Annotated in this window: 11 protein-coding genes; 4 read left to right on the top strand and 7 right to left on the bottom strand. The window is 67.4% G+C overall.

From position 1 onward, the window contains the following. Positions 1-8: 8 nt before the first annotated feature. The 6 genes from ACOFKW_RS02405 to ACOFKW_RS02380 form a co-directional block, all read right to left on the bottom strand. A complete protein-coding gene (locus ACOFKW_RS02405) occupies positions 9-419 on the bottom strand; it encodes a F0F1 ATP synthase subunit epsilon (RefSeq protein ID WP_419815760.1) in 411 nt (136 codons plus the stop codon). Then, a complete protein-coding gene (gene atpD / locus ACOFKW_RS02400) occupies positions 419-1873 on the bottom strand; it encodes a F0F1 ATP synthase subunit beta (RefSeq protein WP_419815759.1) in 1455 nt (484 codons plus the stop codon). Before atpD ends, ACOFKW_RS02405 begins: the two co-directional genes overlap by 1 nt. Before the next feature lie 8 nt (positions 1874-1881). After that, positions 1882-2778, bottom strand: a complete 897-nt coding sequence (locus ACOFKW_RS02395) for a F0F1 ATP synthase subunit gamma (RefSeq protein ID WP_419815758.1) — start codon at positions 2776-2778, stop codon at positions 1882-1884. A 22-nt stretch (positions 2779-2800) separates the two neighbouring features. Then, positions 2801-4336 (bottom strand): F0F1 ATP synthase subunit alpha, encoded by a 1536-nt coding sequence (atpA, locus tag ACOFKW_RS02390; protein WP_419815757.1) that lies wholly within the window; start codon positions 4334-4336, stop codon positions 2801-2803. 2 nt (positions 4337-4338) lie between these two features. Continuing rightward, positions 4339-4893 carry a F0F1 ATP synthase subunit delta gene (locus tag ACOFKW_RS02385; protein WP_419815756.1) on the bottom strand — a complete coding sequence of 185 codons (555 nt, stop codon included), beginning with the start codon at positions 4891-4893 and terminating at the stop codon, positions 4339-4341. A 176-nt stretch (positions 4894-5069) separates the two neighbouring features. Further along, positions 5070-7373: a patatin-like protein gene (locus ACOFKW_RS02380; RefSeq protein WP_419815755.1), complete on the bottom strand. Its 2304-nt coding sequence runs from the start codon at positions 7371-7373 to the stop codon at positions 5070-5072. 91 nt (positions 7374-7464) lie between these two features. Between ACOFKW_RS02380 and ACOFKW_RS02375 the strand changes: the two genes are divergently transcribed. From ACOFKW_RS02375 to cysS, 4 genes are all read left to right on the top strand, one after another. Beyond that, positions 7465-7746, top strand: coding sequence for a hypothetical protein (locus tag ACOFKW_RS02375; RefSeq protein ID WP_419815754.1), 282 nt, complete (start codon positions 7465-7467; stop codon positions 7744-7746). Between the two features lie 48 nt (positions 7747-7794). Then, complete coding sequence (gene radA / locus ACOFKW_RS02370) at positions 7795-9168, top strand: DNA repair protein RadA (protein WP_419815753.1); 1374 nt, start codon at positions 7795-7797, stop codon at positions 9166-9168. A 292-nt stretch (positions 9169-9460) separates the two neighbouring features. After that, positions 9461-10141: a CvpA family protein gene (locus ACOFKW_RS02365; RefSeq protein ID WP_419815752.1), complete on the top strand. Its 681-nt coding sequence runs from the start codon at positions 9461-9463 to the stop codon at positions 10139-10141. Beyond that, the gene (gene cysS, locus ACOFKW_RS02360) at positions 10138-11457 is read left to right on the top strand and encodes a cysteine--tRNA ligase (RefSeq protein WP_419815751.1); all 1320 of its coding nucleotides are present in this window, start codon (positions 10138-10140) and stop codon (positions 11455-11457) included. The genes ACOFKW_RS02365 and cysS overlap by 4 nt, the downstream gene beginning before the upstream one ends. 12 nt (positions 11458-11469) lie before the next feature. Here the strand turns inward: cysS and ACOFKW_RS02355 are convergent, their stop codons facing one another. Continuing rightward, the gene (locus tag ACOFKW_RS02355) at positions 11470-12693 is read right to left on the bottom strand and encodes a Yip1 family protein (protein ID WP_419815750.1); all 1224 of its coding nucleotides are present in this window, start codon (positions 12691-12693) and stop codon (positions 11470-11472) included. Positions 12694-12829: the final 136 nt, after the last annotated feature.

Below are 12829 nucleotides of genomic sequence, written 5' to 3'. Positions count from 1 at the left end.
GCGGCGCGCTAGTTGAGCGTCGCCGCCTGCATCGCCTCGAAGGTCGCGATCCGCTTCTCGGCCTGCTTCGTCTCGATCTCGCTGGTCGCGGCGCGCAGCATCTCGCGCGCCTCCGCCAGACCAGTAGCAGCAGCCTCTACGTCCAGCTCCGACACCGGCACGGCGCTCTCCGCCAGGATGGTCAAGCCGTTCGCGCCGACCTCGGCGAAACCACCGTCGATGAAGATGCGCTCGGGCACATCGTTCATGCCGTTCGGATAGACGCTAATCGCGCCCGGCCGGATGGTCGACATGAACGGCGCATGCCCGACGAGGACGCCGAAGTCGCCCTCGGTTCCCGGCACGACGACCATGTAGACGTCGGCCGAGCGCAGCAGCCGCTCGGGGCTGACGAGCTCAAAGTGAAGCGTATCGGCCATTACGCGGCTTCGGCAGCCAGGCGCTGGCCCTTCTTGACGGCATCCTCGATGGTACCGACGAGATAGAAAGCTGCCTCGGGAAGATGGTCGTACTCACCCGCGACGATCGCCTTGAAGCCCTTGATGGTGTCCTCGACAGCGACGAAGACGCCCGGCGTGCCGGTGAAGATCTCGGCGACGTGGAACGGCTGGCTGAGGAAGCGCTGGATCTTGCGGGCGCGGCTGACGGTCAGCTTGTCGTCCTCGGACAGCTCGTCCATGCCGAGAATGGCGATGATGTCCTGCAGCGACTTGTAGCGCTGCAGCACTTCCTGGACCGAACGCGCGACGGCGTAATGCTCGTCGCCGACGATGCGCGGGTCGAGGACGCGCGAGGTCGAGTCGAGCGGATCGACGGCCGGGTAGATGCCGAGCTCGGCGATCGAGCGGGACAGCGTCGTCGTCGCGTCCAAGTGGGCGAACGAGGTTGCAGGCGCCGGGTCGGTCAAGTCGTCAGCGGGGACATAGATCGCCTGAACCGAGGTGATCGAGCCCTTGTTGGTCGAGGTGATGCGCTCCTGCAGCTGGCCCATGTCGGTGGCCAGCGTCGGCTGATAGCCTACGGCGGACGGGATACGGCCGAGCAGGGCGGACACTTCCGAGCCGGCCTGGGTGAAGCGGAAGATGTTGTCGATAAAGAACAACACGTCCTGGCCCTCGACATCGCGGAAATACTCGGCGTTGGTCAGGCCGGACAGGGCGACGCGGGCGCGGGCGCCTGGCGGCTCGTTCATCTGGCCGAACACCAAGGCGACCTTGGAGCCTTCGCTGGTCGGATTACCTTCGGCATCGGTGGCGATGACGCCGGCCTCGAGGAACTCGTGATACAGATCGTTGCCCTCGCGGGTGCGCTCGCCGACGCCGGCGAACACCGAGGTGCCGCCGTGGCCCTTGGCGATGTTGTTGATCAGCTCCTGGATCAGCACGGTCTTGCCGACGCCGGCGCCGCCGAACAGGCCGATCTTGCCGCCCTTGGCGTAGGGAGCGATCAGGTCGATGACCTTGATGCCGGTGACAAGGATCGACGACTCGGTCGACTGGTCGATGAACAGCGGCGCCTCGGCGTGGATCGGCATTGTCGTCGCCGCATTGACCGGGCCGCGCTCGTCGATCGGCTCGCCGATGACGTTGAGGATGCGCCCGAGCGTTGCCGGGCCGACCGGAACGCGGATCTGCGAGCCGGTGTCGGTGACCGCCTGGCCGCGGACGAGACCGTCGGTGGCGTCCATGGCGATGGTGCGGACGGTGTTCTCGCCGAGATGCTGGGCGACTTCGAGGACCAGGCGGCGGTCTTCGATGCGGGTTTCCAGCGCGCTCAGGATGGCGGGCAGGTCAGTGTCGAAGTGGACGTCGACGACGGCGCCGATGACCTGCGACACGCGGCCGACGTTGTTGGTGGTGGGGGTGGTGGCCATGTCTGCTCCTAGATCGATTCAGCGCCAGCGATGATCTCGATCAGCTCGGTGGTGATCGCGGCCTGGCGGGTGCGGTTGTAGGTGATGGTAAGCTTGTTGATCATGTCGCCGGCGTTGCGCGTGGCGTTGTCCATCGCGGTCATCCGGCTGCCCTGCTCCGACGCAGCGTTCTCAAGAAGGGCGCGGAAGATTTGGACGGCGAGGTTGCGCGGCAGCAGGTCGGCCAGGATCGACTCCTCGTCAGGCTCGTATTCGACGACGGCAGGCGGGGCACCGGCCTGGGTGACGACGGTCTCGGGCGCGGCCTTGGGCAGCGGCACCGGGATGATCTGCAGCGCGGTCGGCTCCTGCAGCAGCGCCGAGCGGAAACGCGCGAAGAACAGGTGCGCGACGTCGAACTCACCGGCTTCGTAGCGAGCGACGACATCCTCGGCGATCGCCAGCGCGTCGGTGAACGCCAGGCGCTTGATGTGGGTCTGGTCGATGGTGTCGACGATCTTGTCGCGGTGGTCGCGCGCCAGCTGGGCGCGACCCTTCTTGCCGACGAGCAGCAGCTTGACCGTCTTGCCCTCGGCGACCAGCGCCTCGATCTTCTTGCGGGCCAGGCGGACGATGTTGGTGTTGAACGCACCCGCGAGGCCACGCTCCGAGGTCGCAACAACGAGCAGGTGGACCTGGTCCTTGCCCGTGCCGGCCAGCAGGCGCGGCGATTCTGGGCCAACCGTGACCGTGCTGCCCAGCGACGCCATGACTTCCGCCATGCGCGTCGCATAAGGCCGCGCCGCCTCGGCAGCTTCCTGCGCGCGGCGCAGTTTCGCCGCGGCGACCATCTTCATCGCCTTGGTGATCTTCTGCGTCGACTTGACCGAAGTGATGCGCATCTTCAGGGCTTTGAGGCTTGCCATCTGCTCTTCCCAATCGTCCGCTTTATGCGAACGATTTCACGAACGCGCCGAGGGTCTCGTTGAGGCCCTTCTTGGTGTCGTCGGAGATGTCCTTCGACGTGCGGATCGCATCGAGCAGCCCGGCATGGTTCGAGCGAACCTCGCTGAGCAGTGCCTGTTCGAAGCGGGTGATGTCCTTGACCGGAATGGTGTCGAGGAAGCCGTTGACGCCGGCGAAGATGCTGACGACCTGCTCCTCGAACGGCATCGGCTTGTACTGGCCCTGCTTCAGCAACTCGGTCAGGCGGGCGCCGCGGTTGAGCAGCTTCTGTGTCGAGGCGTCGAGGTCGGAACCGAACTGCGCGAACGCCGCCATCTCGCGGTACTGCGCGAGCTCGAGCTTGATCGTGCCGGCAACCTTTTTCATTGCCTTGGTCTGCGCGGCGGAGCCGACGCGCGAGACGCTGAGGCCGACGTTGATGGCCGGGCGGACGCCCTGGTAGAACAGCTCGGTCTCGAGGAAGATCTGGCCGTCGGTGATCGAGATGACGTTGGTCGGGATGTACGCCGAGACGTCGCCGGCCTGGGTCTCGATGATCGGCAGCGCGGTCAGCGAGCCGTTGCCGTTGGCGTCGTTCAACTTGGCGGCGCGCTCCAGCAGGCGGCTGTGGAGATAGAAAACGTCGCCGGGGTAGGCTTCGCGGCCCGGCGGGCGGCGCAGCAGCAGCGACATCTGGCGGTACGCGACGGCCTGCTTCGAAAGGTCGTCATAGACGATGACGGCGTGCATGCCGTTGTCGCGGAAATACTCACCCATCGTGCAGCCGGTGTAGGGTGCTAGGAACTGCAGCGGGGCAGGCTCCGACGCGGTAGCGGCGACGACGATCGAATACTCCATCGCGCCATTCTCTTCGAGAGCACGGACGATCTGGGCGACGGTCGAGCGCTTCTGGCCGACGGCGACATAGATGCAAAACAGCTTCTTGGTGTCGTCGTCGCCGGCGGCGGTGTTGGTGACCTTCTGGTTGATGAAGGTATCCATCGCGACGGCGGTCTTGCCGGTCTGGCGGTCGCCGATGATCAGCTCGCGCTGGCCACGGCCGACGGGAACGAGCGCATCCAAGGCCTTGAGGCCGGTCTGCATCGGCTCCGAGACAGACTTGCGCGGGATGATGCCGGGCGCCTTGACCTCGACGCGGCTGCGGACGACGTCGACCAGCGGGCCTTTGCCGTCGATCGGGTTGCCGAGGCCGTCAACGACGCGTCCGAGCAGGCCCTTGCCGACGGGAACGTCGACGATGGTGCCGGTGCGCTTGACGGTGTCGCCTTCCTTCACGCCCGCATCGGACCCGAAGATGACGATGCCGACGTTATCGGCTTCGAGGTTGAGCGCCATGCCCTTGAGGCCGCCCGGAAACTCGACCATTTCGCCCGCCTGGACGTTGTCGAGGCCGTGGACGCGCGCAATGCCGTCGCCGACCGAGAGAACCTGGCCGACTTCACTGACCTGGGCTTCGGTGCCGAAGCTGGCGATCTGGTCCTTGATGACCTTCGAAATTTCCGCGGCGCGGATGTCCATTGTCAGCCTTTCATCGCTGTGCTGAGCGTTGCCAGTTTGGTGCGGAGCGAACTGTCGATCATGCGCGAACCGACGCGCACGATCAGTCCGCCCAAGATATCCTTGTCGACCTTCAACTCCAGCGCGACGTCGCGCTTGAGCCCGGCCCGGAGCTTTGCCTTCAGAGCGTCCTGCTGCTCGGCGTCGAGCGGGTGGGCGCTGGTGACTTCGGCGGTCGTCTCGCCGCGCTGGCGGGCAGCCAGCGCGTTGAAGTCACGAATGATGTTAGGCAGCTGGCCCAGCCGGCGATTGGCGGCGAGCACGCCGAGGAAATGCGTGGTCAGCGTGTCGAGCTGCATCGCCCCGGCGACGGCGGCGATGCCGCGGGCCGTCGAGACGCGGTCGAGCATCGGGCTGGCGGTCAGCATCCGCAAATCTTCCGAATCGGCCAGCGCGCTCTTCAGCTGCGCGAGACTCGCGGAGACGCCGTCGAGGCTTTTGCCCTCGCTGGCCAGGTCGAACAATGCGGTCGCATAGCGTCCCGATAGTCCAGCAACGATGCCGCCCGATGTTTCCACGAACCTCGCCCAAGGTGAAATGGCTTGAAATACTGTCCGCGAAGGCCGGGTAGAGCCTCTGGCGCTGACGCGGCGGGCGTTAGCATGGGGTATGCTGCAATGCAAGGAATGGCGGGCCTGATCCGATCGGCGGGAGTGAGCGACGAGAGTGTGTCGCTTCCTCAGGTCACCGAATCCTAGCCGATCTCGGCGTCGAGGCTGGCGAGCAGATCGGGTACCGCAGTCAGGAACGGCCGTTCCGCCTCGACGATGGCTCGAAAGGCCTTGGTCTTGAATGGCGCCGCGTCGAAGACCGTTCCGTCCGGCAGTGTCGAGACGATGATGTCGATCAGCCGGTCTGCAGCATGGAGGCGGCCCCATAGATAGTCGTTCTCGCGATAGGCACGGCTGAAGAACGCGCCGAATGCGTTGAACTGGGTACCCTTGAGCGTCGCCTTGGCACCGCCGAGGCGGATCGCGACGGCATCGTCGGGGGAGATGCGGTCGACCTTGATCTCGTCGAACTCGTCGAGGCCATCGCCTTCCAGCATCGGCAGCATGGCGATGTCGTAGAACGGAAAGCCGAGATAGGCCCGCAACAGGGAGCGCCGCAGCGGAGTCGGCAACCCTGTTCCCAGCACCTCCGCCAACTGCGCGTCGGTCGCGGTGTCGAGGTCCTGAAGGTCCATCGCCTCGCCCAGCGCCGTCAGTGCCCCCGCCGCATCGGTGATCGCGTTCGCGGCCGCCTCCTGCATTGCGGCACTGTAGAAGCCGTCTCGCTGGCGCTCCACATAGGGCGCGACCAACCGGTACAGGGTCGTCTTGATGCCTTCGATCGTCCGCAGATGGGCCGGGTCGTCGATGCCGAGCGCCAGGGTGTTGACCCGCCTGACCAGGAAGCGCAGCCGCCGAACGCGGAAACCGAGGTCGTGGCTGCGCAGGAACGTGACATAGTCCGAGGTTGCGCCGCCGCGTGCGCTGGCCGCCGCGACCCCGTCGAAATGCGAGGCGCGGACCGTTGCCCAGATGCCCGCATGAACCGCAGCGTCCTTGCCCATGCCCTTGTGCCGGCCGAGCGAGACGATGCGCGCCGCTGCGCTCTCGACGACGTTGCTGAGCTTGAGCTGACCGTAGGCGGCATAGGCAAAGCCGGCTTCGCGCGCCGCTACCGTCTGGGTCCGCGAGCGCCAGTCGGACAGGCGTGCCGGGGTCAGCTTGAACAGGAAGAAGCGTGCCCCGACAGCTCGCTCGATCGCCGCATCGACTTCTGGTGCCATGCCGTCGACGACCATCCGCAGACGCCGAACCCGGGCCGACAGGGCGTCGATGGCGGCGAGGTTGTCGCGGATCGGCTGCTCCCGCGGGATGTCCGCCAGGCTGCGCAGCACCGTCGAGAACCAGCCGGGGAGGGCCAGCGGATCGGTGGCGCCGTCGTGATGGGCGCCGGGCTTGGGGTCGATGTAGACGAAGCGTCGGTCGACCTCGCGGTGCGCCGGGCGGTGGCGCAGCGCCTCGATCGCCGGGCCGAACGGGCGGTTGTTGAGGACGCTGCCATCGATCAGCGTCGCCGCGTCATAGCCGCCGTTACGGCGCGGGAAGATGCGGGCCAGGAAGCCTTCGCGTCCGGGCCAGCTGTCGCCGCGCTCGGCCACCACGGCGTCGACTTCGCCGACCCGGGCGGGCGGGAAGGCGCCGGGGAACGAAGCGGTGGCGCGCGCCGCAAACGCCAGTTCGGCGCGGTTGCCGAGGCTCCGGCTGCAACTGGGGCCGGCCCCCGGGGAGGAGAAGCCGATGACGAGGCGATGCTCGGTCTCGATGATGTCGGGCGGCGAGTGCAGGCGCAGGTGCTCCGGGCTACCGTGATAATCGGTGACGGTGACAAACAGGTCGAGCGGCTGGCCGGCGGGGATCAGCTGCGGGCCGGGCGGTCCCGCCTCCATTGCCGCGAGCGCATCGTACAGCATGACCGTGAACGCCTGCCCGGAGAACGGTGGCTTGAACCAGCGCGAGCGCATCAGCCGCGACAGCTTCGACCGCACTTCCGACCGCGCACCGTTGTCGACGTCGGCGACCCCGATGCCAAGGCGGCGGGTGTACCAGACCAGCGGCGATGCCCACCATTTGCTGAAGCGGCCGGCCGCGCCCTCGGGCTCGAGCAGCCGGTCGACGTCCGCACCCTCCAGCCACAGGCTGCGCAGTGGCTCCATGTCGTGGCCGCCGGCGATGGCGTGCGCCAGCATGATGCCGTTGATGCCGCCTGCACTGGCCCCCGCGACGATGTCGGTCAGGACCCGCAGGTTGCACCACGGCGCCAGCGCATCGAGCAGCTCCATGTACACCGCCTCGGTGTCGTGCAGCACGGCACCCGCCTCCGGATCGCCGGCGCGCTGGGTCGAGGCGCGGAGCAGTTTCCAGACTTCCTTGGTGATGCCGTGCATGTAGATCGCAAGGCTGACGCCACCGTAGCAGACCAGGGCGAGCCGCAATTCCTTCTCGCGCATGGCACCCCCGGGGTTGTCCGTTACCCATAACGGCAAATGGCGTGAATGCGAAAGCGGGGGACAGGACCACGGCAAGGTGTAAGGGCGAGGCATGGACCGTCATCCCAACATCCTGAACGCCTCGACCAACCTGCTCGGCGTGTGCTTCTTCATCCTGACCGGGCTGCGGCTGACGCATTCGACCGCGATCACCTATGCCGACGAGGTCGCCTGGATCGCGGCGCTGTTCCTGCTCGGCAGCACGCTGCTGTCGTACATCGTGATCCGCAACGACGGCACGATGCGGGTGATCGAGCGACTGGCGGAAGCGGCCTTCTTCGCGGGGATCGGGCTGTTGTTCATCGCGGTGGCTCTCCTCGGCCGGCTCTATTGAAGCCGGGCGCTGCGCAGGCTATGTTCCCGCTTCGTTCAGGGAGCTGAGATGGCCCGCGCTGCAACCCGCTATGTCTGCCAGTCCTGCGGCTCCGCGAGCAGCCGATGGCAGGGGCAGTGCGCCGACTGCAACGAATGGAATACGATCCAGCAGGAGGCCGCCGCGGTCGTGACGCCGTTCAGCGCCAAGCACAGCCTCAGCGGCGGCGGCGCCCGCATCGTCATGGCCGGCCTCGACGACGATGTCGCGATCCCCGCCCGCCTGTCGACGGGCATCGCCGAGCTCGACCGGGCCTTGGGCGGCGGGCTGGTCGCGGCGAGCGCGGTGCTGATCGGCGGCGACCCCGGCATCGGCAAGTCGACGTTGCTGCTCCAGGCCGCCGGGCGGATGGCGCTCGACGGCCAGCGCGTCACCTATATCTCGGGCGAGGAAGCCTCCGACCAGGTGCGGCTGCGCGCCCGCCGGCTCGGCATGGCCAAGGCCCCGGTCCAGCTGGCGTCGGCGACCTCGGTCCGCGACATCCTGACGACGCTGGCGTCCGGACCGCCGCCCGCGCTGCTGATCATCGATTCGATCCAGACCATGCACAGCGACACGCTGGAGGGCGCGCCCGGGACCGTCAGCCAGGTGCGGGCGTCGGCGCAGGAGTTGATCCGCTATGCCAAGACCAGCGGCACGGCGGTGGTGCTGGTCGGCCATGTCACCAAGGACGGGCAGATCGCCGGCCCCCGGGTGCTGGAGCACATGGTCGACACCGTGCTGTATTTCGAAGGCGAGCGCAGCCACCAGTACCGCATCCTGCGGGCGGTCAAGAACCGCTTTGGCGGCACCGACGAGATCGGCGTGTTCGCGATGGGTGCGGACGGGCTGGAGGAGGTCGCCAATCCGTCGTCGCTGTTCCTGACCGATCGCGACCGGCCGGTGGTCGGGACCGTGGTGTTCCCGGCGCTGGAGGGAACGCGGCCGGTGCTGTGCGAAATCCAGGCGCTGGTCGTGCGGCTGGCGAGCGGGGCGACGCCGCGGCGGGCCGTGGTCGGCTGGGACAGCGGGCGGCTGTCGATGATCCTCGCGGTGCTGGAGGCGCGTTGCGGGCTGAGCTTCTCGGCGTGCGAGGTCTATCTCAACGTCGCGGGCGGGTTGAAGGTGCAGGACCCGGCGGCGGACCTGGCCGTGGCCGTGGCGCTGGTCTCGGCACTGACCGAGGTGGTCGTCCCCGCCGAGACCGTGGCGTTCGGCGAGATCGCGCTGTCGGGCGAGGTCCGCGCCGTAGGCCATTCGGGACTACGGCTGAAGGAAGCGGCGAAGCTCGGCTTCGGTGCGGCGCTGGCACCGGCCTCGACGCAGGGCGGCGGCATCAAGGTCAGTGGCTTCCGGACGCTGAACGCGCTGGTCGATCACCTCGGGGTGGCGAACCGGGCCTGATCGAAACCGGGTCGTAACTTCACTCTAAGTTCACACCATTTCGCGGATTCACACCCCTCAATACCGGGCAGATGCCGGGACAGTCGGGACCCTGCCCGGGAGCGCCGGGCAAGGTTCGATGGCAATGAGAAAGAGCGCGGCCGGGCAACCGACGATGCAAGGCTGCCCGACCGGATGAATGTACCTGATAGGTTAGGCTGTAGGACAGTGTTTTCTGCTGCCGCCTGCGAGCGTGCGCCTGCCGCCGGGTCGGGCCTTCCTAAATCGCGTCATCGTCACTAGACGGCGCATCATGGCTCACTTCACTGCCTTCGACATCGTCGTCCTGCTGCTCATCGGCCTCGGCGGGTTGGCGGGTCTGTCGCGCGGCTTCGTTACCGAGGTGCTGTCGCTGCTCGGCTGGGTCGCGGCGTTCTTCGCGGTGCGGCTGTTGTTTCCAGCCGGCAAGCTGATCGCGGCGAAGTTCACCGGCACCGAGGCGGGTGGCGCCGTGCTGGCGTTCGCAGTGATCTTCATCGTCACCTTCGTGATCTTCCGGACCATCGCCGGTTCGCTGGGGGCGCGGACGCGAAACTCGGTGGTCGGGCCGCTCGATCGTATCCTCGGGCTCGGCTTCGGGGCGTTCAAGGGCCTGCTCGGTGCGGCGGTGTTGTTCCTGCTCGGCACGCTGGTCTACGACGTGCTCGATCCCGGCGAGCCCCGGCCGGAGTGGCTGCGCGCCGCCCGCACCGGACCGCTGGTCGAGGTGACCAGCAAGGCGATGGTCGATTTCGTCGAGCAGCGGCGCAAGTCGGGTTCGGTCAAGTCCGGCGACAAGACGCCGGCCGACAGGTCCGCCGACCGGCCTGACCGCGACAAGTCAGACCGCGACAAGCCCGACAGTGACAAGCCTGGCCGCGACAGGGGCTATGGCGAAAAGGAACGCGGCGCCCTCGACAGCCTGCTCGACAGCGCCCGGAACACCAGCCGATGACGATCACGCTCTACGACACGCTGACCCGGCAGAAGCAGCCGCTGGTGCCCGCCGATCCGGGCCGGGTGACGATGTACGTCTGCGGTCCGACCGTCTATAATCGCGCCCATATCGGCAACGCCCGCCCGGCGGTGGTGTTCGACGTACTGCGCCGCCTGCTGGCGCATCGCTACGGCCGCGAGCATGTCGTCTATGCCCGCAACATCACCGACATCGACGACAAGATCATTGCCGCCGCGGTCGCCGGGGATGTCGAGATCGGCACGGTGACGGCGCGCTACGAACAGCATTACCTCGACGACATGCGGGCGCTGGGGGTCGAGGATCCCGATATCGCGCCGCACGCGACACAGCATATCGACGGCATGGTCCAGATGATCGGGGTGCTGGTCGAGCGCGGTGTGGCTTATGCCGCCAAGGACCATGTGCTGTTCGACGTCTCGGCCTTCCCGGATTACGGCAAGCTGTCGCGGCGCAAGCTCGACGAGATGATCGCCGGGGCGCGGGTCGAGGTCGCGCCGTACAAGCGTGGCCCGGCGGACTTCGTGCTGTGGAAGCCGAGCGCCGACGAGCAGCCGGGCTGGGATTCGCCCTGGGGCCGCGGTCGCCCGGGCTGGCACATCGAATGCTCGGCGATGATCCGCGCCGTGCTGGGCGAGACCATCGACATCCACGGCGGCGGGCTCGACCTGATCTTCCCGCATCACGAGAACGAGCTGGCCCAATCGACCTGCGCCAACCACGGCGCGCCGCTGGCCCGGATCTGGATGCACAACGGCTTCCTCGGCATGGGCGCCGAGAAGATGTCGAAGTCGCTGGGCAACGTGACCCTGGTGTCCGAACTGCTGGCGGCGGGGTGGAGCGGCGAGGTGCTGCGGCTGGCGCTGCTCAGCGCGCATTACCGTCAGCCGCTGGAATGGAACGACAATCTGCTCGAGCAGACCAAGGCGACGCTCGACCGCTGGCAGGGCTTCCTGCGCCGTTCGACCGAGCCGGCGACCGAGGTGCCGGAGCGCTTCGTTGCGACTCTCGCCGACGATCTCAACACGCCCGAGGCAGTGGCGGCGCTGGCGCGCATGTCGCGGCTGGGCGACGTCGGCGGCATGCGCGCGGCGATGGGCATGCTCGGGCTGCTGGAACCGGTGACGCCCGAGGACGCGGCGGACACGGCGACGATCAATGCGCTGGTGGCCGCCCGTCGCGCCGCCCGCGCCGGCAAGGACTTTGCCGAGAGCGACCGCATTCGCGACGAGCTGACCGCGATGGGCGTCGTCCTGGAAGACGGCGCCGACGGCACGAGCTGGCGGCGGGGCTGAGCCGCCCGGGCGTTATTTAACCAGCCGTTCCAGGGCGTTGGCGTCGATGCCGGCAACCGCGCCCTTGACCAGCGCCATGTCGACGCCGTCGCCATCGCCGGACACCATGAAGCGGTTGCCGACCATCACGCTGTAGGTCGCTGATCTGGACGCCGCGTCCCACTTCTCGGTGGTCATGCGCTTGTCGATGGTGGCGACCTTCTCATAGCCATTGGCGTCCTGCGACGACGACTGGACGTTCAGCGCGCTGCCCATCGCGGCGAAGGCGCCGGCCGCACCCATGTCGGTGACCGACAGCTTGATGGTCTTGCCGTCGGCGCCATAGGTCGCCTCCGCCGTCGAGCCGTTGAAGCCCGCGGCCCCTGCCGACGAGCTGGAGACCGCGGTGCGGGCGAGGCCGGGGAGGGCGGCGGGCAGGAAATTCTGCAGCGTTGCCGGCGGCGTCGCCACGATCGCCCCGGCCGCGGCGGGACTGCCGGCCGGTGCCTGGGCGGCGGTGGCGGCGGCCGCCATCTGCTTCGACGCGGCTTCCAGCTTGCTAAGGTCGACCGAGCCCATGCCGGGGACCGAGACGGTGCCGGTGGCGGCGCCCGTTGCGGCGTCGGTCGTGACGAGCGGGTTGCCCATGCCGATCGCCGCGGCGGTGATCGCCGACGTGATCGCGCCCAGCAATAGAAACAGCACGATCGCGGCCAGCACGATGCAGGCGGTGAAGGCGATGGCGCGGTCCTGCGCGACCTTCATAAGGCGCGGCAGGCCCATGTACAGCAGGTACAGGCTGTACAGCCCGGCGAGCATGGCGAGGATCGACAGCTGCGGGATCAGCCCGAAGACGCCGCCGACCCAGCTGGCCGTGGAGGCATAGGCGGCGACCTTGAAGGCTTGCAGGCGGCTTTTTGTGCCGTTGAAGCTGGGGGCCAGCGCATCGATGATCAGCGCCAGCACATAGACCATGACCAGGCTGAGCACATATTGGATGATCGCCGACGACAGTGCGCTGGTGATGCTGGGACGGAAGACGATGCCGAATGCGCCATAGCCGAACAACAGGCTGCCGATCAGCTGGCAGACCGGGCCGATGGCGGCGAGGATCATCACATAGCCGGTGTAGATCGTCGGGATCGGCGTGGTCTCGCCATCGATGACCGCCCATTCGTCGCGCGGCTTGAGCAGGATCGCCTTCACCCTGTCCACAAGGCTGCGACGCACACCGATACCGTCATTGACACTGGCCATCAGGCTGAGCCCTCCCTGCTGATGGTTGGTTAATAGCTTATCGGCAGGGGATTTTCCACCATTCGTCGCAGGTGTATCGATCCGTTGGCGAGGCAGCGGCACGATGCGCGCTGCCGGTAGTTGGGACGGCATGCAC

Source organism: Glacieibacterium sp., assembly GCF_965200405.1.
Lineage (GTDB): Bacteria > Pseudomonadota > Alphaproteobacteria > Sphingomonadales > Sphingomonadaceae > Glacieibacterium.
The sequence above is the reverse complement of the archived record's forward strand: the minus strand, read 5'-3'. Positions and strand labels throughout refer to the sequence as shown.